Source organism: Chromohalobacter sp. (assembly GCF_039830575.1).
GTDB lineage: Bacteria > Pseudomonadota > Gammaproteobacteria > Pseudomonadales > Halomonadaceae > Chromohalobacter > Chromohalobacter israelensis.
Genome location: NZ_JBDOOX010000003.1, coordinates 141230 through 168080, shown reverse-complemented (window position 1 = coordinate 168080; position 26851 = coordinate 141230). Strand labels below are relative to the sequence as shown.

25 protein-coding genes are annotated in these 26851 nt (G+C 65.3%); 13 read left to right on the top strand and 12 right to left on the bottom strand.

Features of this window, described 5'->3' with window-relative positions:
* Positions 1 to 7: 7 nt before the first annotated feature.
* The 3 genes from ABGX75_RS01750 to ABGX75_RS01740 form a co-directional block, all read right to left on the bottom strand.
* The gene (locus ABGX75_RS01750; RefSeq protein ID WP_347410848.1) at positions 8 to 1465 is read right to left on the bottom strand and encodes an NCS1 family nucleobase:cation symporter-1; all 1458 of its coding nucleotides are present in this window, start codon (positions 1463 to 1465) and stop codon (positions 8 to 10) included.
* A 47-nt stretch (positions 1466 to 1512) separates the two neighbouring features.
* Positions 1513 to 2862 (bottom strand): NCS1 family transporter, encoded by a 1350-nt coding sequence (locus ABGX75_RS01745; RefSeq protein ID WP_011505386.1) that lies wholly within the window; start codon positions 2860 to 2862, stop codon positions 1513 to 1515.
* A gap of 222 nt (positions 2863 to 3084) precedes the next feature.
* Positions 3085 to 3816, bottom strand: coding sequence for an aspartate/glutamate racemase family protein (locus tag ABGX75_RS01740; protein ID WP_011505387.1), 732 nt, complete (start codon positions 3814 to 3816; stop codon positions 3085 to 3087).
* Positions 3817 to 4091: 275 nt separating this feature from the next.
* Here ABGX75_RS01740 and puuE point away from each other — a divergent pair, with 275 nt between their 5' ends.
* Genes puuE through ABGX75_RS01725 form a run of 3 tightly spaced genes read left to right on the top strand, consistent with a single transcriptional unit; the run spans position 4092 to position 6404 of the window.
* Entirely contained in the window at positions 4092 to 5027 is a 936-nt protein-coding gene (gene puuE / locus ABGX75_RS01735; protein WP_287124455.1) for an allantoinase PuuE, read from the top strand.
* 17 nt (positions 5028 to 5044) lie between these two features.
* A complete protein-coding gene (locus ABGX75_RS01730; protein WP_011505389.1) occupies positions 5045 to 5893 on the top strand; it encodes a bifunctional allantoicase/(S)-ureidoglycine aminohydrolase in 849 nt (282 codons plus the stop codon).
* Positions 5894 to 5915: 22 nt separating this feature from the next.
* Positions 5916 to 6404 (top strand): ureidoglycolate lyase, encoded by a 489-nt coding sequence (locus ABGX75_RS01725; RefSeq protein ID WP_011505390.1) that lies wholly within the window; start codon positions 5916 to 5918, stop codon positions 6402 to 6404.
* A gap of 28 nt (positions 6405 to 6432) precedes the next feature.
* Here the strand turns inward: ABGX75_RS01725 and ABGX75_RS01720 are convergent, their stop codons facing one another.
* On the bottom strand, positions 6433 to 7197 hold the full coding sequence (locus ABGX75_RS01720; protein WP_011505391.1) for a cytochrome c oxidase assembly protein: 765 nt from the start codon (positions 7195 to 7197) through the stop codon (positions 6433 to 6435).
* 14 nt (positions 7198 to 7211) lie between these two features.
* Entirely contained in the window at positions 7212 to 7682 is a 471-nt protein-coding gene (locus tag ABGX75_RS01715; RefSeq protein WP_287124454.1) for a DUF2243 domain-containing protein, read from the bottom strand.
* A 194-nt stretch (positions 7683 to 7876) separates the two neighbouring features.
* Here ABGX75_RS01715 and chrA point away from each other — a divergent pair, with 194 nt between their 5' ends.
* Positions 7877 to 9109, top strand: coding sequence for a chromate efflux transporter (chrA, locus tag ABGX75_RS01710; RefSeq protein WP_347410849.1), 1233 nt, complete (start codon positions 7877 to 7879; stop codon positions 9107 to 9109).
* Positions 9110 to 9191: 82 nt separating this feature from the next.
* On the opposite strand, the gene ABGX75_RS01705 is transcribed toward chrA, so the two are convergent.
* The 5 genes from ABGX75_RS01705 to ABGX75_RS01685 form a co-directional block, all read right to left on the bottom strand.
* Entirely contained in the window at positions 9192 to 10154 is a 963-nt protein-coding gene (locus tag ABGX75_RS01705; RefSeq protein WP_301968657.1) for a rhodanese-related sulfurtransferase, read from the bottom strand.
* Positions 10155 to 10302: 148 nt separating this feature from the next.
* Entirely contained in the window at positions 10303 to 11793 is a 1491-nt protein-coding gene (locus ABGX75_RS01700) for a sodium:solute symporter family protein (protein WP_011505399.1), read from the bottom strand.
* 166 nt (positions 11794 to 11959) lie between these two features.
* Positions 11960 to 12352, bottom strand: a complete 393-nt coding sequence (locus ABGX75_RS01695) for a RidA family protein (RefSeq protein WP_011505400.1) — start codon at positions 12350 to 12352, stop codon at positions 11960 to 11962.
* Between the two features lie 28 nt (positions 12353 to 12380).
* The gene (locus tag ABGX75_RS01690) at positions 12381 to 13880 is read right to left on the bottom strand and encodes a D-aminoacylase (protein WP_347410850.1); all 1500 of its coding nucleotides are present in this window, start codon (positions 13878 to 13880) and stop codon (positions 12381 to 12383) included.
* A 23-nt stretch (positions 13881 to 13903) separates the two neighbouring features.
* Positions 13904 to 14767, bottom strand: coding sequence for a MurR/RpiR family transcriptional regulator (locus ABGX75_RS01685; protein ID WP_179152461.1), 864 nt, complete (start codon positions 14765 to 14767; stop codon positions 13904 to 13906).
* Between the two features lie 104 nt (positions 14768 to 14871).
* On the opposite strand from ABGX75_RS01685, the gene ABGX75_RS01680 reads away from it, so the two are divergent.
* The 3 genes from ABGX75_RS01680 to ABGX75_RS01670 all read left to right on the top strand — a co-directional run bounded on the left by ABGX75_RS01680 (position 14872) and on the right by ABGX75_RS01670 (position 18508).
* Complete coding sequence (locus ABGX75_RS01680) at positions 14872 to 16086, top strand: amino acid deaminase (RefSeq protein ID WP_347410851.1); 1215 nt, start codon at positions 14872 to 14874, stop codon at positions 16084 to 16086.
* A 138-nt stretch (positions 16087 to 16224) separates the two neighbouring features.
* Positions 16225 to 18261: a TonB-dependent receptor gene (locus ABGX75_RS01675; RefSeq protein WP_347410852.1), complete on the top strand. Its 2037-nt coding sequence runs from the start codon at positions 16225 to 16227 to the stop codon at positions 18259 to 18261.
* A 79-nt stretch (positions 18262 to 18340) separates the two neighbouring features.
* On the top strand, positions 18341 to 18508 hold the full coding sequence (locus ABGX75_RS01670; protein WP_156961547.1) for a hypothetical protein: 168 nt from the start codon (positions 18341 to 18343) through the stop codon (positions 18506 to 18508).
* A gap of 101 nt (positions 18509 to 18609) precedes the next feature.
* Here ABGX75_RS01670 and serA read toward each other — a convergent pair whose 3' ends face one another.
* Positions 18610 to 19860 (bottom strand): phosphoglycerate dehydrogenase, encoded by a 1251-nt coding sequence (serA, locus tag ABGX75_RS01665; protein WP_011505406.1) that lies wholly within the window; start codon positions 19858 to 19860, stop codon positions 18610 to 18612.
* Positions 19861 to 20165: 305 nt separating this feature from the next.
* Here serA and ABGX75_RS01660 point away from each other — a divergent pair, with 305 nt between their 5' ends.
* Genes ABGX75_RS01660 through djlA form a run of 4 tightly spaced genes read left to right on the top strand, consistent with a single transcriptional unit; the run spans position 20166 to position 24131 of the window.
* A complete protein-coding gene (locus tag ABGX75_RS01660; RefSeq protein WP_011505407.1) occupies positions 20166 to 20471 on the top strand; it encodes an exodeoxyribonuclease VII small subunit in 306 nt (101 codons plus the stop codon).
* Positions 20458 to 21351, top strand: coding sequence for a (2E,6E)-farnesyl diphosphate synthase (ispA, locus tag ABGX75_RS01655; RefSeq protein ID WP_035413987.1), 894 nt, complete (start codon positions 20458 to 20460; stop codon positions 21349 to 21351). Before ABGX75_RS01660 ends, ispA begins: the two co-directional genes overlap by 14 nt.
* 19 nt (positions 21352 to 21370) lie before the next feature.
* Complete coding sequence (gene dxs / locus ABGX75_RS01650; RefSeq protein WP_011505409.1) at positions 21371 to 23332, top strand: 1-deoxy-D-xylulose-5-phosphate synthase; 1962 nt, start codon at positions 21371 to 21373, stop codon at positions 23330 to 23332.
* A 25-nt stretch (positions 23333 to 23357) separates the two neighbouring features.
* Positions 23358 to 24131, top strand: coding sequence for a co-chaperone DjlA (gene djlA, locus ABGX75_RS01645; protein WP_011505410.1), 774 nt, complete (start codon positions 23358 to 23360; stop codon positions 24129 to 24131).
* Between the two features lie 82 nt (positions 24132 to 24213).
* Here djlA and uraH read toward each other — a convergent pair whose 3' ends face one another.
* Positions 24214 to 24621 carry a hydroxyisourate hydrolase gene (gene uraH, locus ABGX75_RS01640; RefSeq protein WP_011505411.1) on the bottom strand — a complete coding sequence of 136 codons (408 nt, stop codon included), beginning with the start codon at positions 24619 to 24621 and terminating at the stop codon, positions 24214 to 24216.
* 142 nt (positions 24622 to 24763) lie between these two features.
* On the opposite strand from uraH, the gene ABGX75_RS01635 reads away from it, so the two are divergent.
* Both ABGX75_RS01635 and ABGX75_RS01630 read left to right on the top strand, forming a co-directional pair.
* Positions 24764 to 25435, top strand: coding sequence for a heavy metal response regulator transcription factor (locus tag ABGX75_RS01635; protein WP_011505412.1), 672 nt, complete (start codon positions 24764 to 24766; stop codon positions 25433 to 25435).
* Entirely contained in the window at positions 25435 to 26832 is a 1398-nt protein-coding gene (locus ABGX75_RS01630; RefSeq protein ID WP_011505413.1) for a heavy metal sensor histidine kinase, read from the top strand. Before ABGX75_RS01635 ends, ABGX75_RS01630 begins: the two co-directional genes overlap by 1 nt.
* Positions 26833 to 26851 lie beyond the last annotated feature (19 nt).

The window sequence follows — 26851 nt, the reverse complement described above, 5'->3', positions numbered from 1 at the left end:
CAGGCCTTCATGGCACTCCCGGCGGGGCGGTGGACACGTCGTGCCCGCGCATCAGGGCGTAGTAGCACGCACCTCCCAGGCTCGCGCCGAGCAGCCATGCGAACCCTTCCAGCGCGGCGAGCGCCGGCACCCAGACCGAGGCCAGCGAGAACAGCGCGCCGACGGCGAAGGCGATCAGGGCGCGTCGGTTCCAGCCATTCTGATAGTAATAGGCACTGCCCGGTGCGGTGGAGAACAGCGCCTGAACGTCGAGTCGGCCTCGGCGGATGACGTAGTAGTCGATCACGATGATGCCGTAGAACGGCGCAATGACGGCGCCGATGGCGTTGACGAAGCCGGGAATGCCAATCCGGCTGATCACGCTGACCCACAAGGCCCCGATGAAGAAGGCGATGATCGCCGTGATCAGCCCGCCGATCCGAAAGTTGATGCGGCGCGGGAACAGGTTGGACAAGTCATAGGCGGGGGGAATGAAGTTGGCGACCAGGTTGATACCCACGGTGGCAGCGAAAAAGGTCAGCGCGGCGACGATCGTCAGCGGCAGACTATCGACGCGGTCGACGATGTCCGAGGGGTTGGTCAGTGCCTCGCCGAACAAGGCGAGCGTGCCGGCGGTGATGATCAGGGCGATGAACGAGAACACCGCGACGTTGAGCGGCAGCCCGAGCCAGTTGCCGAGCCGCATGGCGCGCTCGCTTTTCACGAAGCGCGCGAAGTCGCCGAAGTTGATCACCACCGCGGCGAAGTACGCGATCATGGTGCCGACAACGGTGAAAAAGGCACCGACGGCGCTGCCGGCGGCGTCGCTGTTGCCGCTGAAGATGTTGCCGATGGCCGGCAGCAGCGAGGCGCCGGCTTGCCACCAGACCACGCCCATCAGCACGATCATGACCGCGTAGACCAGCGGCCCGGCCCAGTTGAGGAAGTGCTTGATGCGCTCGATGCCCGCCCAGAACATCGCCAGTTGAAAGACCCACACCACCACGAAGGCCAGCCAAGCCACGCTCGACAGCCCCAGGAACTGGCCGCCCTCCGGCACGCCCAGCGCGGCCAGCAAGAGCGTGACGGCCGTGGAGGCGAAGTAGGTTTGCACGCCGTACCAGAAGATGCCGATCACCGCGCGCAGCATCGCCGGCAGGTTGGCGCCGTGCACGCCGAGGCTGGCGCGTACCACCACCGGAAACGGAATGCCGTATTTGACGCTGGGGCGTCCGGTCAGGTTGACCAGCACCATGACCACCAGGCCGGCGAGGATGATGGCGGCCATGACCGCCCAGCCGTTGAGGCCGTAGCTCAGAAACAATGACGCGGCCAGGGTATAGCCGAACAGGCTCTGGATATCGTTGGCCCAGACATTGAAGATCTCGAAGGCGCCCCAGCGGCGTTCGGCATGGGGCAGCGGCGCCAGATCGGCGTTGTAGAGACTTGCATCGGGCGCCGTGAGGCGCAGGTCGTTATCGTTCATGGCAGCGCTCTATGTCGGTAGGCATCGTGTGGAGGACAGCGTGATCGTCATTGGTTGAAACGCCGGCAGGCCGGCCAGTGGCGCATCAGCAGGTAATAGGCGAGGCCGGCCGGCAGCAGGCTCGCGTACCACGAGACCGCCGAGACGTTGAGCGCCACCAGGGCGCCGATCAGCGTGGCGATGCAGGCGGCGTAATTGATGCCGCGATAAGGGCCATGCGCGTCATAGAGCTTGTCGAGATCCAGCGTGCGCTGGCGAATGAGGTAATAATCCACCGCCATGATCGCGAAGATCGGCCCCAGAAACGCCGAATAGGTCTGCACGAACAGCTGCAGTCCGGCCGCGGAATCGTCCTTGACCAGTTCCCAGGGAAAGGTCGCGAAGGCCAGCAACCCCACGATCACGGTGGCGCTGCGGAATTTCAGCTTGAAAACGTCCATCAGCACGTAGGTGGGGGGCACCACATTGTTTAGCACGTTGGTGGTGACCTGGGCGAAGGCGATGAACAGCAGGGTGGTGATCAGAAGCGGTGGATTGTCGACGGCATTGGCGAAGACATCGATGGGATCGGCGACGCCGGTGGCACCGGAGACCATTAGCCCGATCAAGCCCATGAACAGCGTGCAGGGCAAAATCGACATGGCGTAGAGCGTGGTCAGAAGCCCCGGCCCGCTGCCGTGCTTGAGCTCGCGGGAGTAGTCGCTGGCATTGAGGATCATGGTGCTGTAGATGCCCAGGAACAGCATCGTCGCGCCCCAGAAGGGCAGTCCCCAGGTGCCGTCGATGTCGATCAGCTGTTCGCCGATCACATCGCCGTACTTGTCGAGCACGCTGAAGAACATGTAGACCAGCGAGGCCAGGATGAAGCCACTGCCGATGTTTTCCAGCCACTTGATGCCCTGGAAGCCGAACACCGACAGGGCGATCTGCAAGAGCTGGAAGGCGATGAAATAGAACACCAGATTGTCGAAGCCCAGCAGGGTCGACGAGACGGCGTTCAGGGCGCCGGCGCCGATCCAGCTCTGAAATCCGTACCAGACGATGGCCGGCACCGCGCGGATGAGCCCCGGCAAGCGCGTGCCGGTAAAGCCGAAGGCGCTGCGTGCCTGGACCATGAAAGGAATGCCGTACTTGTAGCCGGCGGCGCCGTTGATCGTCAGCGCGACGCCGATCACGAAGCAGCCGATGGCGATCGCCAGCGAGGCCTGCAACAGGTTGAGCGTACCGACGATGCTCGAGCCCATGGCGAAGGTGCCGATCGACACGCAGCCGCCAAACCAGGCCAGTAGATAGGAGAGGCGTCCCATGATGCGGGTACGCTGTGGGTCCAGGGATTCTTGTCCCGGTGCCTTGCCGGCAGGGCGCGGCCCTTCCGACGTGGCGGAGTCGCTTGTCATGACGCTTTCCTCGGGCGGGACCGTGCCCCGCGATTTGTTGTTGTGCGCCCCGCTGGGGGACGTCCGAGTGGCGTAGCGTGCTGCTGTGTGGCTATCTTTCAGGCGCCCTGGTGTTGTGATTATCGGTAAGAGGACGCCGGCGATGATTTAGGCTGCTTCAGGCTTGAGCGTTAGCGAGTATGGGTCGTGGCGCGAAAACGTGGCTCCCCCCGTTTGCGGGCATTAGCGTGATAAATGGGCGAAATGGCCGGTGAAGGACTTGGGACGCGGAAAGGCGAGGTCGCCATGCTTGCTGGTGCCGAGCCCGAGGCCGACCAGCGCCTCGGCCAATTTCACGGCGGCGGTGACCCCCTCGACGATGGGGATGCCCACTGCTTCTTCGATGGTGGCGCGCAGATCGGCCATGCCGCCGCAGCCGAGCACGATGGCGCCGATGCCGTCCTCGTCCCGGGCGCGCCGGCAGGTCTCGATCACCCGCGTGAGGGCGGCGTCGCCATCGTCCTCCAGGTCGAGCACGGGGATTTCCGCGGCACGGATCCGACGGCAATGATGCGCGAAGCCATAGGCCTGCAGCAGGTGCTCGGCGATGATGCCGGTGCGGCTCAGCGTCGTGACGATGGAAAAGCGCGTGCTGATCAGGCTGGCCACGTGAAAGCCGGCCTCGGCGATGCCCAGCACCGGCGCGCGGGTCAGCTCCCGGGCCGCCATCAGCCCAGGGTCGCCGAAGCAGGCGATGATGTAGGCATCGCTGCCGTCGCGCTCGCCCTTGGCGATTTCCTCGGTCACGCCCACGGCGCTGATCGCCTCGTCGAAGTGACCCTCGATGGACACCGGGCCGCTTTCCGGTTGCGTGGCCACGATCCGGGTACCCGGGGCCGCGATGCGGCTGGCGGACTCGCCGATGCGTGTCGTCATGCCGGTGCTGGTGTTGGGGTTGATGAGGTGCAAGCGCATGGGGCATTCCGTGGGTGCGCGACTGGACCGCGCATGTTTTGTCTACAAAATTTCTAGTATTGAATACAAAATAAGTCAATGCCGGATCGACCTGATGTCGGACGGCTGCCGCGCCAGGCATGCCTCGAGCCGCCGAGATCCGCCGGATGGCGTTTTCGTCGACCCGTGAGTCGAGGCACCGGCAAGGGCGCGACGAGGGATTGATTTTTTGTATACATCAACGCACGCTAAGGTAATCCGAGCGGCACAACAATAAACCGGGAGTCTTCATGGGCATGGCATCCTCCACCGATCCGTCCGAGGTTTACCCACGCGATCTCGTCGGCTATGGCCGCACGCCACCGCAAGCGAACTGGCCGGGCCAGGCCCGCGTCGCCGTGCAGTTCGTCCTCAACTACGAAGAGGGTGGCGAGAACAGCGTGCTGCACGGCGATAGCCACTCCGAACAGTTTCTCTCCGAGATCGCCGGGGCCGAGGCCTATCCCGACCGCCACCTGAGCATGGAGTCGATCTACGAATACGGTTCGCGGGCGGGGGTGTGGCGCGTGCTGCGCGAGTTCGAGCGCCGCGGGTTGCCGTTGACGGTATTCGGCGTTGCCATGGCGCTGGAGCGTCATCCCGAGGTGGCCCAGGCCTTCCAGGAACTGGGCCACGAGATCGCCTGCCACGGCTGGCGCTGGATTCACTACCAGAACGTGCCGGAAGCACTCGAACGCGACCACATGCAGCGTGCCATCGACGTGTTCCGCCGCTTGTACGGGGAGGCGCCCCTGGGGTGGTACACCGGCCGCGACAGCCCCAATACACGGCGGCTGTTGCTCGATCAGGGCGGCTTTCTCTACGACAGCGACTACTACGGTGACGATCTGCCGTTCTGGAGCGACGTCCAGGACAGTCAGGGCCAGACGCACCGCCACCTGATCGTGCCCTACACGCTGGATACCAACGACATGCGCTTCGCCTCGCCCACCGGCTTCGACCACGGCGAGCCCTTCTTCCAGTACCTGCGCGATGCCTTCGACGTGCTCTACGCAGAAGGCGCGGAAACACCGAAGATGCTCTCCATTGGTCTGCATTGCCGACTGATCGGCCGCCCCGGACGCTTCCGCGCGCTGCAGCGCTTCCTCGATCACCTCGAGACCCATGACCGGGTGTGGATAACCCGGCGTGTGGATATCGCGCGTCACTGGGCGGCAACGCACCCGGCTTGAAAAGCGAGGAACCTCTCATGTCACAACGCAGCCACGACGCACCTGAAAGAACCTACTACGCCCCCCATGGCGGTTTGCCGCCGCAGAGCCAGTTGATTCATGGTCGCGCGGTCTTCACCGAGGCCTATGCGGTGATTCCCAAGGGGGTGATGAGCGATATCGTCACCAGTTTCCTGCCGCACTGGGAGAAGACCCGGCTGTGGGTGCTGTCGCGGCCGCTTTCCGGCTTCGCGGAGACGTTTTCGCAGTACATCATGGAGGTCTCGCCCGGTGGCGGCAGCGAGCGGCCGGAGCCGGACGAAGGCGCCGAGGGCGTGCTGTTCGTGGTCGAGGGCGAGATGACGCTGACCATCGCGGGGGAAGCGCACGCGATGGGACCGGGAGGCTATGCCTATCTGCCGCCGGGCTGCGACTGGCAGCTGCGCAACGGCAGCGACGCGCCGGTGCGCTTCCACTGGATACGCAAGGCCTACGAGTTCGTCGAGGGGCTGGCAGTGCCCGAAGCCTTCGTCACCAGCGACAACGACATCGCGCCGATTGCCATGCCGGATACCGACGGCCGCTGGGCCACGACACGCTTCGTCGATCCCCAGGACGTGCGCCACGACATGCATGTCAACATCGTTACCTTCCAGCCCGGGGGCGTGATCCCGTTCGATGAAACCCATGTCATGGAGCATGGGCTCTACGTGCTGGAGGGCCGTGCGATCTACCACCTCAATCAGGATTGGGTCGAGGTCGAGGCCGGCGACTACATGTGGCTGCGGGCCTTCTGTCCGCAATCCTGCTACGCCGCCGGGCCGGGGCCGTTTCGCTATCTGCTCTACAAGGATGTGAACCGGCACATGAAGCTGCGCTTGAGCTGAGACAATCCTCCGAGGAGAACGCATGCTCGAACTTACCGCCCAGCCCCTGACTGCCGAAGCCTTCGCGCCGTTCGGCGATGTCATCGACCGCCGGGACGCCGACGGCTTTCCCATCAACGGCGGTCGCACCCAGCGCTATCACGACCTGGCGCGGATCGAAACGCTCGGCGAGGGGGCTCGGCCGCTGATCAGCCTCTTCGTCAGCCAGCCCGTGACACTGCCGCTGACGCTGGACTTTCTCGAACGTCATCCGCTGGGCAGTCAGGCGTTCATGCCGCTGCACGGGGAGCGCTTCATCGTCGTCGTCGCGCCACCGGGAGAGGCCGTGGACCCGGCACGGGTACGGGCCTTCGTCACCGATGGTCGCCAGGGGGTCAACTACCGCGCCGGCACCTGGCATGCCATTCACTCGGTGCTCGACGTGGAAGGCGAGTTTCTGGTGGTCGACCGTGGCGGAGCGGGCGACAACTGCGACGAGTTCCCGCTGGCGATGCGTGTGAGCCTGCCTTGAGGCTCTCGTCGTAGACAGTCGCCGACATTCATCCCGCGGGCAGCGGCTTCCCGCGTGCGGCGCGTTGCCGTTCGCGCAACCATTGCTGCATCAACGCCACCAGCAGTAAGAGCTCGGCCAGGTCGCCGCCGTAGTACATCCATTGCGCGGCTGCCTGGATCTCGCCGGGACTGGCGCCGGTGCCTGCCGGGAGCAGCCAGGCGTACATCAGTTTGCCGAGCGTGGCGTGGGTGGCGATGGCCAGGATCAGCACGCCCAGGCGTGTTCGCCAGCGCGGCCGATGCGGTGCCGGATCGGGACCGGCGATCGCCCAACTGAACAGGCAGCCGGAGATCACGAAGTGCAGATGGATGACGTGGTGCAGCCAGGGGGTGGCGATGCTCTGGGTGTACAGCGGGGTCAGATACAGCAGATACATGCCGCCGATATCGAGTAGCGCGGCGCTCAGCGGATGGCTGACTATCCGCACCGGCATGCTGCCCAGCAGCGTGACCATTGCCCGTGCTCGGGGCGGCGCCAGGTTGCGCAGCAGCAGGCTCATCGGTGCACCGAATACCAGCCCCAGGGGCGCGAACATGCCGACCAGCAGGTGCTGCAACATGTGCCCGCGCAGGTCGTGGTGCGCGAAGGCATTGACCGGGGCGGCGAACGCCACGGCGAGCGTGATGGTACCGACGACGAAGCTGGCGCTGCGCCAGGGCGACCATGGCTTGCCGGCGTGTCGGGTGCGCCACACGCCGGCCAGATACAGCGTTGCGGCCAGCAGCGCGAGCCATTGCGCGACGTTGGGCATGTACACGTCGGAGGCTAATGCTGACTTGTAGCGTGACCGCGCCGGGCGCGCCTGAGCAACAGCCAGCCGATCGCCAGGACGACGACACCGAAACCGATCCAGGCGATGTCGTAGCGCCACAGGTCATCGACGTAGCGTACCTGGTGCAGGCGCAGGATCTTGTGATCGACCACACCGTCGAAAACCTGGAAGCCCCCCGCGCCCAGCAGGAATCCGGGGCCACGGTAGCCGGGCGCCTGGCGGCCGGCACCGTGCAACTCGATCATCATGAAGAAGCCGACCACCAGCAGGACCAGCTCGATGGCGTGCAGCACACCGTCGGAGGCCAGCGCGAAGGCCGTGTCGCGATCGACGAAATGGTGCCAGGCCAGCAACTGGTGGAAGATGATTTCGTCGACTGCCGCCATGCAGCCGATGCCGATCAACGCGCTGGCCAGCAGGGTGCGGCGCGGATCGGCGTGGCTGGGATAGGGAAGGGATGACATGCAGGCCTCCTGCCGGTCAATGAATTCGTGAGCGCTCACTCCTTGAGCGCCTCTGCAATGTAGGCAGTCGAGGCCATGTGGTAAAGCGAAGACGTCCCGGAGAACACGAAACACCGCCATGGTGGCGTTCAACGATAAGGGCGGGCACGGTAAGCGCTGGTTTCTCCTCATCCGCTTGCTCGGGAGCCGGTTCCATGCGAGATGCTCGTCATTCCATCGAACGTATCAAGGAAGTCTTCTTTGCCTTTCTGGTGCTGGGTCTGACCTCCTTTGGTGGCCCCATTGCCCATCTGGGGTATTTCCGTGCCGAGTTCGTCACGCGTCGCCGCTGGCTGTCGGAAGCGGACTACGCGGATCTGGTGGCGCTGTGTCAGTTTCTCCCGGGCCCGGCCAGCAGTCAGGTCGGCTTCGCTCTGGGACTGTTGCGAGGTGGGGGATGGGGAGCCGCCGCCGCCTGGACGGCCTTCACCTTGCCTTCGGCCCTCGTGCTGGTCTTGTTCGCGTCAGGGGCTGCATCCTTCGACGGGCCTGTCAGCGAGGGTATCCTGCATGGGCTCAAGGTGGCGGCTGTGGCGATCGTCGCCCATGCGGTCTGGGGCATGGCGCACAAGCTGTGCCCGGATCAGCGGCGTGCCGGCATTGCGCTGGCGGCGGTGCTGATCGTCGTGCTGATCGGCGGTCCGGCGGGGATGATAGCGGCCATTCTCGCCGGTGCGGTGGGCGGCATGCTGTTGTGCCGGGACTCGGCGTATCGAGACCAGGTGCGTCAAGACCAAGGCGACCCCCTGTCGCGAGACTTGCACTTCCCGGTATCTCGACGCGCCGCCCGAATCGCAGCGGTGTGTTTCGTCACCTTGCTGATCGGGCTGCCCGGGCTGGCCTGGGTGTCGTCGTCCCCGGTGCTGTCGATGGCGGATGCCTTCTACCGGGCCGGTGCGCTGGTCTTCGGGGGCGGGCATGTGGTGCTCCCGCTGCTGGAAAGCGAGGTCGTCCAGTCGGGCTGGGTCACGCCCGATAGTTTTCTCGCGGGATATGGCGCCGCCCAGGCGGTGCCCGGGCCGCTGTTCACCTTCGCGGCGTATCTCGGCACCGAGATGGGGGCGTTGTCCGTGCCGCTGCTGGGCGCGGCCTTGGCGCTCATCATGATCTTCCTGCCGGGGCTCGCATTGCTGGTGGCCGTGCTGCCCTACTGGAACGGTTTCAGGCGCCTGGAACGCGTGCAGGCATTGATGCGAGGCGCGAATGCCGCCGTGGTGGGCATTCTGGGGGCCGCTCTCTACCAGCCGGTGTGGACCAGCGTGGTGGTCGGGCCGCACGAATTTGCATTGGCCCTGGTGGGCTTTCTGCTCTTGAGCGTCTGGAAATGGCCGGCCTGGGCGGTCGTGGCCATCCTGGCGCTCGGGGGGATCGTCATTACGCTGTCGTGAGTGCGTGCGGACGTGAAGGTAAGCGACGATTCGAGCCGACGTCGTGGCGTCGGCTCGGCCATCGCTTGCGACAGGCGGGGCCTTACGCCTCGCTGTCGGCCGGCTGGCGGCGCGGATCCCGCCCCAGCGGATGCGGCTCGCCGCGCTGCTTGGCGAGCTCGATCTGACGCTGGCGTTCGCGGGCACTGGCGCGCGTCTTCTCCGGCAGGCTGTCCCAGCAATGCGGGCAGCTCACGCCGGGCTCGTATTTCTCGGAGGCCATGTCGGCCTCGGAGATCGGCCGGCGACAGGCGTGGCATTGGTCGTATTCGCCTTCGGCGAGATCGTGGCGCACGGTCACGCGGTTGTCGAACACGAAGCATTCGCCCTGCCAGCGCGACTGCGACTCGGGCACCTTCTCCAGATAGTTCAGAATGCCGCCCTTGAGGTGATACACCTCCTCGAAGCCTGCATTCAGCATGAAACTGGAAGCTTTCTCGCAGCGAATCCCGCCGGTGCAGAACATCGCCACCTTCTTGTGCTTGGCGGGGTCGTAGTGCGCCTTCACGTAGTCGGGAAACTCGCGGAACGTCTTGGTTTGTGGGTCGATGGCGCCCTCGAACGAGCCGATTTCCACTTCGTAATCGTTGCGCGTGTCGATGACCAGGACCTCCGGATCGGCGATGACGTCGTTCCAGTCCTCGGGTTCGACATAGGTGCCGACTTTCTGGTTGGGATCCACCCCCTCGACGCCGAGGGTGACGATCTCGCGCTTGAGCTTGACCTTGGTGCGATAGAAAGGATGCGCGTCGCAGTAGGATTCCTTGTGGTCGACCGCGGCCAGGCGCGGGTCGGCGCGCAGCCAGGCGAGCAGCGCGTCGATGCTCTCGCGCGTGCCGGAAACGGTGCCGTTGATGCCTTCATTGGCCAGCAGCAGGGTGCCTTTCACGTCGTGGGCGCGCATCGTCTCGAGCAGGGGCTCGCGCAGGGCTTCGTAATCGTCGAGGGTGACGAACTGATAGAGCGCCGCCACCACGATGGGCGGCGTGTCGTGCGAATCGGTCATGTCTGTCTCCTGGTAATCGTCCCCGTAAAGGACGGACCGGGTAAGGTTCGGCAATGGGCCGAGGCGCGTATTTTACGCATTCCAGTAGGGGGATGCATCTGCGTCAGGATGCCGCCCCGTCGGGGGGCGGCGAGGGGAAGAGAGGGGGTTATGCCGTCTTGTGGTGAATGGCCTCGGCGGGGTCCTCGGTCATCTCCATGCGCTCACGCTCGTCGTCGATGATCTTGAGCGCCTGCTCCGGTGTCACCTTCGAGGCGGGGGTGATCAGGCTGACCACGACACCCACGAGGAGTGCGACCAGCACGGCGGGAATGCTCGGGTTGCCCCAGAAGGCACTCCAGCTATCGACGCCGATGACGGCGAGCGAGGTGGCGGAGGCCGCGATGAGCGTGGCGACGGCACCCTGCCAGTTGTAGCGCGGCCAGAAGCGACCCAGCACGCCACACACGAACATGCCGGCCATGACCGTGGCGATCATGCTGGTGATGTAGTCGATGACGTTGTCGGAGGTCAATGCGAACAGCAGCGCCAGGCCGATGGTGGCGATCAGCGCGAGACGCGAAAGCAAGACGACCTTGTGCGCCGAAGGCGTATGCCCGGTGAACAGCACGTAGACGTCGCGCAACAGGATCGAGACGCCGGCGATGGCGTCCGAGCTGGCGCTCGACATGGTCGCCGAGAGGCCCGCGACGAGCAGCAACAAACCCAGCCACAGTGGCAGGATCTCGGTCGCCAGAAACGGGAAGGCGAAGTTGCTGTTGTCCAGACCGGGGTTGAGCGCGTGGGTGGCCATGCCGATGATCGCCGGGATAATCGAGAAGATCATGTAAAGAATGCCGGTGATCACGAATGACTTGCGTACGGAATGGACCGAGTTGCCGGAGTAGATGCGCTGACGGTAGGAGGGGGTTGCCAGCACGCCGACGGCGATGACCGCCGCCAGCGACAGTGCCGGCACCACGCCGATCTTGTCGATGCCCAGGAAACTGGTGGTGGCGACGTCCATGTTGGCGCCCAGTCCCGAGAATCCACCCACTTCGAACAATGCGATGATGGCCATCACGATGAAGCCGACGAACAATATCACCGCCTGGACGGTATCGGTCCACACCACGGCCATGTAACCGCCGATCACGCAGTAGATGCCGAAGCCCAGCGCCACCAGAACGCGGGCGGTGGTGAGGTCGATGTCGGCCATCCAGGATAGATAGAGCCCGCCACCGAGAATGTGCGCGCCGAGCCAGCCGATACAGGCGATGTAGATCAGCACCGCGACGATGTTGCGCACCCAGCGGTTGGCGCCGACATAATAGGAAAGCTCCTCGCTCATGGTCATGAAGCGCAGCTTGCGTACGGGGGCGAACCACGCCGCCAGCAGCAGCACGCCGATGGAGCCGCCGATGCCGTAGAGGGCCCCGGCCCAGCCGTTGGCATAGCCGAAGCCGACCGCGCCCATGCTCGAGCCGGTACCCACCATGGTGGCGACGGTGGTCCCGATCGTCAGGAAGATCGGGATGCTGCGCCCACCGAGCAGGAAGTCATCGCCATTGCTTCGGCTATGGCGGGAGACCCACCACCCGAACGCGATCATGGCCACCACGTAGGTGACGAAGGCACCGAGGAATACGTGACTGTTCATAATAGCCTCTTATAATTGTTGTCCCGGCCGTTGCCGCGGCCGGGGCAGTGTGGAATGTCATGGCCTATGGGGTTTTACGCTGTCGGTCGCGCCCTTGCCGGGGCGCGGCCATCTTTCTTTTCCGTTCTCTTCCCCGAACGACGCTATGCGTCCGCCCAGGGATCGCTCAGGCCCTGTCCGCCCGGTAGCACTTGACGTCGACCTCCACCTTGCAGTCGACCACCAGGTCCTGAACGCTGCAGATGCGCGCCGGGGGATGCTCGCCGAACACCTCCTTGAATACCTTGTTGAATGAACTGAAGTAGCGTGCGTCGGTCAGCACGGCGGTGACATGCACGACGTGCTCCACGCCATAGCCGGCCTCTTCCATGATCTTCAGGCAGTTGGCGAAGGCCAGGCGGGATTGTTCGACGATGCTGCCTTCGACGACTTCGCCGTCCGTCATGGGCGTCTGGCCCGAGACGAACAGCCAACCGCCCGCTTCGGTGGCGCGTGCGAAGGGCAGCTTCTGACCGCCTGTGCCGACGCCTCCTTCGACGCCATACCGCTGAATACTCATCTTCTATTCTCCTGTTCGGCTGAAATGCTCAGGGAAATGTGGCGCTGTCGCGCCCGTCGTGGATGCCTGTGGAAACCGGGGCTGGCGAAAGCCGAGCGTTGCGGCGTAGCAGCCGTCCGGCACGTTTGCCGCTCGCCTGACCGTGGCGGTAGCTGATGCAGCCGTTGACGATGACCAGCTCGATGCCTCGGGCGAGCGACATCGGGGTGCTGTAGGTGGCGGTATCCTCGAGTGTCTCGAGATCGAGCAGCACCAGGTCGGCGAAGGCGCCGACCCGTATGATCCCGCGGTCGGTGAGGCCGAAGTTGGCCGCCGAGAGCGCGGTCATCTTGCGCACGGCTTCGGTCAGCGACAGCAGCTTCAGGTCGCGGCTGTAATGCGCGAGCACGCGCGGAAAGGTGCCCCACAAGCGCGGATGCGGATGCGGGTCGTTGGGCAGGCCGTCGGAGCCGACCATCGACAGCGGATGTGACAGCACCAGGCGCATGTCGGCCTCGCTCATGTTGTGGTAGACCGCACCGGCCGGTTGCAGACGCTCGGCGGCTTCCAACAGCGACAGCCCCCACTGCTCGGCGATGGCCCCGAGAGACTGACGGGCCACCTCCGGATGCGGATCGGACCAGGTGATGAAGATGTCGATTTCGTCGGTGACCTGGCCCAGGTCCAGTGTCGAGGAGCCGGCGGTATAGGGGTAGCAGTCGCAGTGAACGCCATGGGTGCGCGCAGCGTCATCGAGCTTCGACAGGGCCTTGGGCGCGTTGCCCCAGTTGCCGGCACCGGCGCATTTCAGGTGCGAGATCACCAAGGGCGCCTGACCGTGCCGGGCGGTGGCGACGGCTTCGTCCATCGCCTCTGGGAGCCCGGCGAACTCGTCGCGCAAATGCGTGGTATAGACGCCGCCGGCCCGGCCAACCGCCTCGACCAGCGCATTCATCTCTTCGGTCGGAGCGCAAAAGGCGTTGCGGTAGGCCAGGCCCGAGCTCATGCCCACGGCGCCCTCGGCCAGCGCCGTCTCCAGCTGCTCGCGCATGGCGGCGATCTCGTCGTCGCTGGCAGGACGATCGAAGCGATCCATGACCTGGCTGCGCAGGCTGGTGTGGCCGATCAGCGCTGCCACGTTGACGCTGGGTGTCGATGCATCGACCGCCTGGGCGTACGCGGCGAAGGTGGGGTAACGGAAGTCTTCCGCGCGGCCGAGCAGATTCATGGGGTCGGGCACGTCGCCCGTGAGCGTGACCGGGCTGGCACTGATGCCGCAGTTGCCGACCACCACCGTGGTGACGCCCTGGGAGAGCTTGGGAAGCATCTCCGGCGTGCGGATGACATTGGTATCGTCGTGGGTGTGGACGTCGATGAAGCCGGGCGCAAGCGTCAGGCCCTTGGCGTCGATGACGTCATTGGCGCTGGTGTCGACCAGCGTGCCGAGGGCAACGATCCGCTCGTCCTGAATGGCGACATCGGCGGTGAAGGCATCGCCTCCACGGCCGTCGAGGATCGTGGCGTGACGAATCAGTAAATCGACGTGCATGGCGACTCCTGGGCCTGCATGGCTCAATCCCCCAGCGGCTGACGATTGTCGCCGCCGCGGTGAGCGTCGAGGGTGATCTTGAGGCGTCGCAGCTTGTCGCGGGTACGGTCGCGGTGACGGAGCGCAAGACCCAGTGCCAGCATGTCGATGGCGGCCATCATGGCGTAGCGCGACGACGACGGGAAATAAATGTAATCGGTCTCCCGGGCGGCCAATGGCAGGACGATGTTCGCGGTGTCGGCCAACGGCGACCCCACGGCGGTGATGGCGAGCACACGGGCGCCGTACTGGCGCGCCAGCTCGGCCGCTTCGACGATCTCCGGGGTGTAGCCGGTCACCGAGAGCGTGACGACGACATCGTCGGGCTCCAGGGTCGAGGCAACCATGCGTGGCAAGAGCGCTTGCGGATAGGCGCTGATGGCGTAACCCAGCCGCACCAGCCGGAACTGCATCTCCTGCGCCATGACGGTCGATCCACCGCCGGCGCCGAACACCAGGATCTGGCGAGCGTCGTCGAGCATTGCCACCGCGCCCTCGACATCGGCCTGTTCCATCAGCTCACGGTTGAGCGAAAGCGTCTGCGCGGCGGTGTCGTAGATGACACCGAGGCCGTCTTCCTCGTTGGCTTCCTGAATGAAACGGCGGCCAGCCGCCAGGGCTCGAGTGAGGCGTGTTTTCAAGTCGCGCACATTGCGGCAACCCACTGCGCGCGCGAAGCGCGTGACCGTGGCATCGCTCACCTCGGCGCGCCTGGCGATCTCGCCGATGCTCGCCTCCGTGACGAAGTCGATGTCGTCATGAACCAGCGTGGCGACTTTTTTCTCCGACACGCGCAGGCTCGGCAAGCAGGCGGTGATATGCGACAGGATGTCGAATTCTTGACTCACGAGCGATCCATATTCGGTGACTGACGGGCTTGTTACCCGCTAACATATTTTTATTTTTTGTGTTAGTAAATACCCGGAAGGCATGACGAGGCGAGGAGAAAATGATGGTCGCACCCGGGAACTGGGAAATGGAGAAGGGCATGCCGCCGTCGCGTCCGGCGCACCTGCTGCATGATGTGCCGCTGCCGGCGGCGGCGGTCTTCGAGGCGCCGCTGACCCACAACCTGGCGTGGATGCAGCGCTTCGCCGAGGGGCATGGCGCCAAGCTGGCGCCGCACGGGAAGACCACCATGGCCCCGGCATTGTTCAGGCGACAGCTCGAGGCGGGCGCCTGGGGAATCACGCTGGCGACGGCGGTGCAGACGGTGACGGCGCATGCCCATGGCGTCGACCGTGTGCTGATGGCCAACCAGCTGGTCGGCCGGCCGAACATGACGCTGGTGGCGGATGCCATCGAGGCGGGGCTGGAGTACTACTGCGTGGTGGACGGCGTCGATAACGTGCGCGATCTAGGGGCGTTCTTTGCCGACAGGGAGCTCACGCTGAACGTGCTGATCGAGCTGGGCGTCGATGGCGGACGCTGCGGCTGCCGCAACGCCGCGCAGGTCGATGCGCTGGTGGCAGAGATCGCCAGGCAGCCCGCGCTGGCCCTCGTCGGCATCGAAGGTTACGAGGGGATGATCGCCGGCGGCGATGAAGTCGCTGCCGTGCGTGCCTACGGCGAGCGGTTGGTCGAAACCGTCCGCACGTTGCAGGCCAGTGATGTTCTGCAACGCGAGGCGCCGATCGTCACCGCTTCCGGTTCCAAGTGGTTCGACCTGATCGCGGAGACGTTCGACAGGGCGGAGCTGCGCGAGTACTACACGCCGGTGCTGAGGCCGGGCTGCTACGTGGTGCACGATCACAAGCTCTATGCCGGTGCGATGGAGGCGATCAAGGCGCGCGATCCCGGCCTGGAGGGGGAGCTGCGCCCGGCGCTGGAAGTCTTTGCTCATGTGCAGTCGCTGCCCGAACCGGGCCTGGCGATCATTGCGCTGGGCAAGCGCGATATCGGGCACGAGCCTGATCTGCCGTTGCCGCTACGCCGCTATCCACGGGAGGCGGGAGGTACGGTGAGCGTGGACGTCAGCGGCTGGCGAACGACGCACATCATGGATCAGCATGCGTTTCTCGAGATTCCCGAGCACGCCGATATCGCGGTAGGCGATGTGCTGGCCTTCGGCACGTCCCACCCCTGCCTGACGTTCGACAAGTGGCGGCGCGTACTATGCGTCGATGAAGCGCTGGCAGTGAAGGAAGTGATGACGACGCATTTCTGAGTGATGCAAGGCATGCCGTAAAATGGCGATGAGACGTAAGGCGGGGGTACATGCGATATGCTAATATGCACCCCCGCTTAATGAATTCGTCCACCGGTGGCATACCGCCTCCGGTAGACCCGACCTGTCGATATCGCCATGACCCATCGCTACCTTCCTGCTTCCTTGCTGCTTGGCGCCTTGAGCGCTTCCGGCGCCGCGTTCTCCCAGACGATCTCGCCGGAGGTGATGGAGGTGACGGCGCCGCGCCTCGATCGCGAGCTCTATGCCACACCCGCCGCCGTTTCCGTGGTCGACCGCGACAGCATTGCGCAAGGCCAGCAGCGTGTTCGGCTCGACGAGTCGCTGGTGACCGTGCCTGGGGTGTTCCTGCAAAACCGTGACAACTTCGCACAGGGCGAGCGCCTGGCGATTCGTGGCTTCGGCGCGCGGGCGCCGTTCGGTGTGCGCGGGGTCACGGTGATGACCGACGGCATTCCTTACACATTGCCCGATGGGCAGGCACAGCTGGATGCCATCGACCTCGACAGCGCCGAGCGGATCGAGGTGATTCGTGGGCCGTCTTCGGTGCTTTACGGTAATGCGGCAGGGGGCGTTCTCAGTGTGACCACGGCCGATGGTCGCGATGATCAGAAGACCCGCCTGGGCGCTGAGATCGGCAGCGACGGCTACCAGAAATATCGCGTCAGCGATGGCGGCGTGAACGGCCCCTGGTCGCACCATGTGAGTGTGTCGGCGCTGAATTTCGACGGGTACCGGGATCAGAGCCAGGTGGAGAAATACCATCTGAACGCCAAGGTGCGCCGTGAGCTGGGCAATGACCGGGCACTGACGGCCATCGTCAACTTGCTGGACAATCCGCGCTCCGAGGACCCGGGCGGACTGACGCGCGAGCAGGTCGATGAAGACCGTAACCAGGCCGGCGACTTCACCGAGGAATACGACACGGGCCAGAACGTCGACCAGCAGGTGCTGGGGCTGCAGTACGAGGATCTGTCCGCCGGGCCGGGCGAGCTGTACGTCAAGGGCTTCTATCTACAGCGTGACTTCGAACAGCAACTGCCCTATCCCGGCGACAGTCTCCTCGGCTACGAGCGTGACTACTTCGGGGGCAGTGCCGAGTATCACCAGGATCTGCTGCTGGGCGAGCTGCCGCTGCGATATGTGGTCGGTGTCGATGTGGCGCGTCAAGAGGACGATCGCTGGCGGCGTAACGTCGAGTTCGATGGCACGGTCGGCGGTGACACCGCCGACGAGACCCAGACGGCCACTTCGCTGGGTATTTTCGCCCAGGGCGATCTGGATCTCACCGACAAGTTGACGCTATCGCTGGGGACCCGCTACGACCGCGTCGACTTCGACATCGACGATGATTTCGGCAGCGACGGCGACCAGAGCGGCGACCGTACCTTCCGCGAATGGAGCGGCTCGGCGGGCTTGAGCTATCGGTACTTGCCGACGCATCAGGCTTATGTCAATACCGGCACGTCTTTTGAAACTCCCACGTTTTCTGAATTCGCCAACCCCAGTGGCGTGGGCGGCTTCAATCCTGCCGTCGAGCCACAGAAGGCCTGGAATCGCGAAATCGGGCTGCGGGGGAATTTCGACAATGGCGTGGATTACGATCTGGCGCTGTTCTCGGTGCGTGTGCGCGACGAGCTGGTGCCTTACAACGAGAATGGGCGGGACTTTTACCGCAATGCCGGCGATTCCTCGCGGGATGGTATCGAGCTGGCGCTGGGCTGGCAGATGACGCCGAGCTGGCGTCTCGACAGTGCCTTGACGCTGGCCAGGTACGAATTCGATGAATACGACACCCAGGATGGCAACTACGGGGGCAACCGCATCCCCGGCCTGCCGGAGCAGACCTGGATGAACCGGCTGACCTGGAAGGGCTTCGACGAGCGCTTCGCGACGCTCGAGACGCAGTACATCGGCGACATGGTGGCGGACGACGCCAACGATGTGGCGGTCGACGATTACTGGCTGGTCCACCTGCGCGCCGGCGATGGCTGGCACCTGGGTGGCGATACCTTGCTCAAGGGCTACGTGGGGGTGCGTAACCTCTTCGATCGCGAGCATTTCGCCAATGTGCGGATCAATGCCAATAACGACCGCTATTTCGAACCGGCATCGGGACGGACCGTCTACGCTGGTATGGAAGTCGCGTTCTAGACGCGTCGCCTCAATCGCTCACTGGTCGATGGCATCGGCCGGTGGGCTCGGGATCGATAAGCGATAAAAGAGGGAACTCATGCGTTATCTATTGGCAATGGCAGGTGCTGTGCTGCTGGTGGCAGGACTTGCCGGCTGCACGATCAACACCTACGACGACGGCCAGCGCGAGGTCAAGACGGGCGTGCCGCAGACCGGTCCGACCAGCAACCCGGCGGATGTCTCGCGCTCTGCGGAAACGCCTTGAGCGCGACACGCCCCTCAGGGCGTGTCGCCAGGCAGGCGCCATGAAAACGGCCCCTCCTTGGAGGGGCCGTGTTGCGTCGGGGCAGGGCGTGCGCCGCACCGTTACGCCTCGAAGTTGCTCTCGGAGTAGAGCACGCGCAGGCGCAGGGTATGGTTGACGCGCTTGAGCGCTTCCAGCGCCTTGGGGCCATATGCCTTGTCGACATCGATGACCACGTAGCCGACGCCACTGTTGGTCTGCAGGTACTGCGCCGAGATGTTGATGCCCTCGTCGCTGAGAACCTTGTTGATCTCCGACATCACGCCCGGCACGTTCTCGTGGATGTGCAGCAGGCGATGCTTGTCCGGGTGGGCGGGCAACGCGACCTCGGGAAAGTTGACCGAGGTGATGGTGGTGCCGTTGTCGGAATAGGTGATCAGCTTCTCGGACACCTCGATCCCGATGTTTTCCTGGGCTTCCAGGGTCGAGCCGCCGATGTGCGGGGTCAGGATGACGTTTTCCTTGCCGCGCAGCGGAGAGACGAACTCTTCGTTGGTACCCTTGGGCTCGACGGGGAAGACGTCGATGGCCGCGCCGAGCAGCTTGCCGCTCTCCAGCACTTCCGCCAGGGCTTCGATGTCCACCACGGTGCCGCGCGAGGCGTTGATGAAGATGGCGTTCTGCTTCATCAATGCCAGCTGGTCGCGGCCGATCATCCAGCGCGTGGACGGCACGTCGGGGACGTGCAGGCTGACGACGTCGGCGCGTGCCAGCAGCTCCTCGAGCGAGCCCACCTGACGGGCATTGCCCATGGCCAGCTTGGTGATGACGTCGTAATACAGGACGTCGAAGCCGAGCGACTCGGCGAGCACCGACAACTGGGCACCGATGCTGCCGTAGCCGATGATCCCCAGTGTCTTGCCACGTGCCTCGTGGGAATTCTTGGCCGACTTCAACCAGCCGCCCTGGTGAGCGCGGGCGGACTTCTCCGGAATGCCGCGCAGCAGCATGATGGCTTCGGCGAGGACCAGCTCGGCCACCGAGCGGGTATTGGAATACGGCGCGTTGAAGACCGGAATGCCGCGTTCGAGAGCGGCGTTGAGATCGACCTGGTTGGTGCCGATGCAGAAGCAGCCCACGGCGGTCAGCTTCTCGGCGGCGGCGAACACACGCTCGGTGAGCTGTGTGCGCGAGCGCAGGCCGATGAAGTGGACGTCGCGGATCTTCTCGACCAGCTCGTCCTCGGACAAGGAAGTGGAGAGCGTTTCGATGTTGGTGTAACCGGCATTCAGGAGGTTGTCCACGGCGGACTGGTGAATGCCCTCGAGCAGCAGGATCTTGATCTTGCTCTTGTCCAGAGACGTCTTGGCCATTGTCGGTTCAACCCTTTCGTCGACTGATGCGACGTATGTCTATCGGTATGGTGGTGGCCTGTCCATTGGGGCGACCCGAGGCGAGAAAAGGGTGGGGGGCGCCCAGCGACAGGGGCCATATCGTAGCACAGGCGACCGCGTTGCGGATGAAATCGCTGCACCTTGCACATGAGCGCGATACACGGGCGGCGCGTGTCGTACTCGCCGGGGCAGACGCGTCCCCGGGGCTTGGGTGTATACTGTGGGGCCAAATCTTGGCAAGCCGGGCCGCCTCCATCGGTCCGCACGGATGAGCGAGAAGCGCCATGGCGGAAACGGATGCGTCGATCAGCGGCGCCGCCCAGCCTGACGAAACGGATGTTGATGAACGCGCGCCGGAGGACTTCGCGGCCACGTTGGCGCGGCTGGAATCTCTGGTGGCCCAGCTGGAATCCGGGGAGCTCTCTCTGGAAGCCTCGCTGGTGGCGTTCGAGCGCGGCGTCCACCTGACGCGGGACGCCCAGCAGCGCCTGGAAAACGCCGAACTGCGCGTCAAGGCCTTGCTGGAGCAGCCCGATGGCAGCTTCCAGACGGTACCGTTCGAGACCGGGGAGGCCGATGGTGAGCGTTGAGCCCTTGAGCGACCGCGACATCATGACCACGGCCCGTGCGCGCACCGAGCAGGTGCTCGCCGGTATCGTCGAGCGTGCGGCGCCCGTCTCCGGCGAGCTCGACGCCGCCATGCGGTACAGCGTGCTGGGGGGCGGCAAGCGCCTGCGCCCGATCCTGGTCTACGCGGCCGGCCATGCGCTGGGCGCCGAGGACAAGGCCCTGGATGCGCCGGCCGCTGCCGTCGAGCTGATCCACGCCTACTCGCTGGTGCACGACGACCTGCCGGCCATGGACGACGACGACATGCGTCGTGGCCGTCCCACCGTACATCGTGCCTACAGCGAGGCGATGGCGATTCTGGCCGGTGACGCCCTGCAGACGCTGGCCTTCGAGGTATTGGCCGAGACGCGTCACCCGCGCCTGGGGGCGATGGTGCGTGCGCTGGCCAACGCCTCGGGACGCGAAGGCATGGCCGCCGGACAGGCGCTGGACCTTTCCGCCGTGGGCGGGCGCCTGGATGTCGACGCGCTGGCCACCATGCACGGCTACAAGACCGGTGCGCTGATTCGTGCCGCCGTGCGTCTGGGCGCCCTGGCCGCGGCCGACGAGGACGACCCTCGTGTGGCGGCCCTGGACACCTACGCGGCGGCCATCGGCTTGGCGTTCCAGATCCAGGATGACATTCTCGATGTCGCCGGCGACGCCGCGACCCTGGGCAAGGCCACCGGCGCCGATGCGGCGCGTGCCAAGCCTACTTATCCGGCCTTGCTCGGCCTTGATGGCGCCCGTGCCAAGGCACGAGGCTTGCTCGACGAGGCCCTGAGCGCTCTGGCTCCGTTGGGCGAACGTGCCTATCCTCTGGCCGAGCTGGCCCGCCACATGATCGACCGCGATCACTGATCGGTTGTAGATAACGCTTATGAAGCTGTTCGACGAGATTCCTGCCGAACGTCCGGCCACGCCCTTGCTCGATACCTGCGAGCATCCCGCGGCGTTACACGATTTCAACGCGACCCAGTTGCGCCAGCTGGCCGACGAGTTGCGTGCCTATTTGCTGTACAGCGTCGGCTGTACCGGCGGACACTTCGGCGCCGGCCTGGGTGTGGTCGAGTTGACCGTGGCCCTGCATCACATCCTGGATACGCCGTATGACCGCCTGGTGTGGGACGTCGGTCACCAGGCCTACCCCCACAAGATCCTGACCGGGCGTCGCGAGCAGATGTCGACCATTCGGCAGTTCGGGGGTCTGGCGGCGTTTCCCAAGCGCGACGAGTCGCCCTATGACACCTTCGGTGTCGGTCATTCGAGCACCTCGATCTCGGCGGCGCTGGGCATGGCGCTGGCGGCGCGGACCAAGGGCGAACGGCGTCGTGTGTGTGCGGTCATCGGCGATGGCGCCTTGAGCGCGGGCATGGCATTCGAGGCGCTGGCGCATGCCGGCCATGTCGATGCCAACATGCTGGTGATTCTCAACGACAACGAGATGTCGATCTCCGAGAACGTCGGCGGCATGGCGAGCTATCTGGCACGCATTCTGGTCAGCAAGCCGTACACGGTGATGCGCGAGAACAGCAAGCGCGTGCTCTCGCACCTGCCGGGCGCGCTGGAGCTGGCCCGGCGCACCGAGGAGCACGTCAAGGGCATGGTCAGCCCGGCGACCCTGTTCGAGGAGATGGGATTCAACTACATCGGTCCCATCGACGGTCATGACCTGCCGACGCTGGTGCAGACGCTGGGCAACATGGCGAATCTGGAGGGGCCGCAGTTCCTGCATATCAAGACCTGCAAGGGGCGCGGCTTTCGTCCCGCCGAGGCCGATCCCATCGGTTACCACGCCATCACCAAGCTCGAGAAGACCACCAGCGAGCCGCCGCCCAAAAAAGAGCCGCGCTCGCCCAACGCGGCCACGGCGGAGCCGGAAGCCCAGCCCAAGCCCCAGCCCAAGCCGCGCAAGTATTGCAATGTCTTCGGCGAGTGGATCTGCGACATGGCGGCGGTGGACGCGCGTCTGATTGGCATCACGCCGGCGATGCGCGAGGGCTCCGACCTGATCCGCTTCTCGCGCGAGTATCCCGAGCGCTACTACGACGTAGCGATCGCCGAACAGCATGCGGTGACGCTGGCGGCGGGCATGGCGTGCGAGGCGATGAAGCCCGTGGTGGCGATCTACTCGACCTTCCTGCAGCGCGGCTATGACCAGTTGATCCACGACGTGGCGGTGCAGGCGCTCGATGTGACCTTCGCCATCGACCGTGCCGGCGTGGTGGGCGAGGACGGCCCGACTCACCATGGTGCGCTGGACCTTTCCTTCCTGCGCTGCATTCCCGGCATGATCGTGCTGGCGCCCGCCGATGAGGCCGAGTGTCGAGCCATGCTGAGCGCCGCGTACCATCACCCCGGACCGGCGGCGGTACGTTATCCGCGTGGCACCGGTCCCGGCACGCAGGTGGCATCGAACCTGGAGGCGCTGCCCATCGGCGAGGCCGAGACACGGCGCAGCGGTCGCGAAGGCGGCGTGGCGTTGCTGGCGTTCGGCAGCATGAACGGCCCTGCCGGCGAGGTGGCCGAGCGTCTCGATGCCACGCACCTCAACATGCGCAGCGTGAAGCCGCTGGATCGTGAGGCGATCCTCGCGGCAGCGCGCGACCACCGGCTGCTGGTGACCCTCGAGGAGAGCGTCGTCGCCGGTGGCGCGGGAAGCGGCGTCAATGAACTCCTGGCCGCCGAGGGTGTCCAGGTCGAAGTATTGAACCTGGGGCTGCCGGACGATTTCGTCGAGCACGGCAAACCCGCCGAGTTGCTGGCGGCGTGCGGGCTCGATGCCGAGGGCATCGAAACCGCCGTGCGTCGGCGCCTGGAAACGTCGCGTGCCGATGACTGACACTTAACGACAAGACGAGATTTTCATGCTGATCGCCATATTGATTGGAGCCGGCCTCGGCTTCATGTTCGGGAAATTGCCGGGACTGATCATCGGTGCCGTGCTGGGCTTCTGGGTCGCGCGGCGCCTGGTGCGTCGCGTGGTGGTCTCCAAACTGTCGAAGATGCAGGATCAGTTTCTCGACTCGACGTTCGCGGTCATGGGCTGCATCTGCAAGGCGGATGGCGACGTCAGTGGCGATGAGCTGCGCGTCGTCGAGACGCTGTTCCAGCGGCTGCGGTTGAGCGAGGCGCAGCGAGAGCGCGCCAACGCCGCCTTCGAACGCGGCAAGGCCGACGATTTCGATCTCGATGCCGAGCTGGCAACGGTGCGCCGCGTGACCGGCGGACAGCGCGCGCTGCTGCAGATGTTCCTGCAGGTTCAGCTCTCGGCGATCGCCGCCGACGGCCAGTTGCACCCCGCCGAGCACGACATGCTGCTGCGCGTGGCACGAGGCCTGGGCTGCAGCGAAGCCGAGATCGCCCAGATCGAGGCCATGCTGCGTGGCGAACAGCAACAGCCGGGCGGTGCGCCTTCGCAGCAGTCGTTGACCGATGCGTACCGGGTGCTGGGCGTGGAGTCCGATGCCAGCGATGCCGAGCTCAAGCGGGCCTATCGTCGGTTGATGAGCCAGAACCATCCCGACAAGCTGGCGGGCAAGGGGCTGCCGGAAAGCATGCGCGACATGGCCGAGGCGCGTACCCAGGAAATCTCCCACGCGTACGACCTGATCAAGAAGGCCCGAGAGGCGAACGCCTGACCCCCGCGGCGCTTCGCCCACGACGCATAGAAGCCCCCGGCCAAGGCCGGGGGCTTCTTGCTTTCGGCGAGTCGGTGCGGCGTCAGCTGCCGCGGTAGGTGGAATAACCGTAGGGGCTCAACAGCAGCGGAATATGGTAGTGCTGCGAGGGGTCGGTCACTTCGAAGGGCACCGGAATCTCGGGGAAGAAGGTCCGGGTATCGTGCTCGGCGAACCAGTCACCGGTCTCGAAGGTCACGCGGTAGACACCCGCCGTGAAGTCCCGGTCGTCGGGATAGAGCGCCGAGATGCGGCCCGACTCGGCCGTGATGCCGGTCGCCAGGGACTCCCAGCCGCTCTCGGTGCGCTTCTCGAGCTGGACCTCGATCCCCGGCGACGGCTGGCCGGACTGGATGTCGAGCACGTGTACGCTCAGCGGGTTGTCGGCAGCCAGGGCTGGGGCGGTGGCGCCGAGGCCGATGGCGGCGATCAGCGTGCGGGATAGACGCATGGGTAGACCTCCTGTCGTGATGAAGGTGTCATCTTGGCAGCGCCTTGCCGTCACCGGCCTGACGGCAGGATTACGACTTTGTAATGGGCAGCCCGCGCGCGACGGGCTAGCCTGTGGCGTCATTTAGCGAGAGGCATGCTGCATGCGCATCCTGCTGGTGGAAGACGAAAGCAAGACCGCCGACTACCTTGCCAGGGGGCTGGGCGAGGCCGGATACCGGGTCGAGGTGGCCCGGGACGGGCTGGACGGCCGGCACCTGATCGAGGAGGCCGACTTCGAGCTGATCATCCTCGACGTCATGTTGCCGGGGCTCGACGGCTGGGAACTGCTGCGGCTGATCCGTCGCCATGGCCAGGTGCCGGTGTTGTTCCTGACCGCCCGGGATGCCGTGGAATACCGGGTCAAGGGATTGGAGCTGGGCGCTGACGACTATCTGGTCAAACCCTTTTCTTTCGTCGAGCTGCTGGCCCGGGTGAGGACGCTGCTGCGCCGTGGTCCGCTGCGGGAGCGGGAGCGCTTCCAGGTGGCCGATCTGCACATGGACGTGCTGAAACGCCGGGTCACGCGGGGCGAGACGCGGCTTGCGCTGACCAACAAGGAGTTCGCGCTGCTGCAGCTGCTGCTCGAGCGCGAGGGCGAGGTATTGTCACGGACCTTGATCGCCTCCGAGGTGTGGGGCATGAACTTCGACAGCGACACCAATGTGGTGGAGGTGGCCGTGCGGCGGTTGCGGGCCAAGGTGGACGACCCCTTCACGCGTCGGCTGATTCACACCGAGCGGGGCATGGGCTACGTGCTGGAGGACCGCGGTTGATGCGCGCGCCGGCCTCTCTGTCGATGCGTCTGTCGCTGTTGTTCGCCCTGGTGAGTCTGGGGCTGCTCGGCGGCCTGGGCGCCTATCTCTACCATGCCCTGGGCCAACAGATCGCCTGGCGCGACGACCAGATGCTGCAGGGTCGCCTCGAACGCATGGAAGCGCTTCTGGACGACGGCGAGAGCATCGCGGCGCTGCGCCGCCGCCCGTTGCTCTATGCCAACATGCTGGGCAATCGCGAGAGCCTGCTGTGGATGCTCGATGCGCGCGGCGTGCCGCTGATCGAGGTCAATCCCCCGGGCCTGCCGGTGCCGGAACTGCCGCCGGCTCCGGAGGGACGACTCGGGGAGCATCCTGCTGCCGGGTCGACGCGCCTGGCCTGGCGCAGTCTTGAGCATGACGGGCGCCGCCTGACCCTGGTGGCCGGCAAGACGCTCGATGAGCGCGAGCGGATGCTGGCCGCCTATCGGTTGCGGTTGTGGCTCGCCATGGGGGCGGGCGCGGTGCTGGCCTGCGGCCTGGGCTGGGTCGTCGTGCGCCGCGGTCTGCGTCCGGTGAGACGGCTGGCCGCGCGGGCGCGCACGATCGACGTGGCGCATCTGCATCGGCGCCTGGAGGCGAACGACGAGACGGCGGAGTTGCGCGAGCTGAGTCGCGCGCTCAACCAGATGCTGGCGCGCCTGGAGGAAGGGTTCGCCCAGCTGTCGCGCTTTTCCGAGGATCTCGCCCACGAGATGCGTACGCCCCTGGGCAATCTGCTGGGGGCGACCCAGCAGGCCTTGCAGCGGGAGCGCACGGCAGAGGAATACCGTCAACTGCTGGGCTCTCACGTCGAAGAGTACGAGCGACTGTCGCGCATGATAGAGACCATGCTGTTCCTGGCACGCACCGAGCAGCCTGCGAGGGTGCTGCCCCGTGAAACGGTCGATCTGCGAGGCCTCGCCGACCAGCTCTGCGACTATTTCGAGGGCATGGCCGACGAGGACGGTCGCGAGCTGGCGAGCGACATGCAGGGGCGGGTGACGGCCAATCTCGACCTGCTGCGCCGGGCGCTCGCCAACCTCATCGATAACGCGCTGCGCCATGGACGCAGCGGTACCGAGATCCGTCTGGTGTCGCGGCGAGAGGCCGGGGACTGGCACCTCGGGGTGGTCAATCACGGGGAACCGATTCCCGATGCGGAGCGGGCGCGGCTCTTCGAGCGCTTCTATCGCGGCGATCCGGCGCGATCCCGGCCGGTGGGCACCGGTGGCCTGGGGCTGGCCATCGTGCGTTCCGTGGCGCAGCTGCATGGGGGCGAGGCCTGGTGCGAAAGCGACGCGGCCGTCAACGTCTTCTGGTTGAGCTTGCCAGCGGATGACGATGACCGCGTTGACAGCTGCCCGGTGCGCCGGTAACTCTGAACGGTGTCATCGC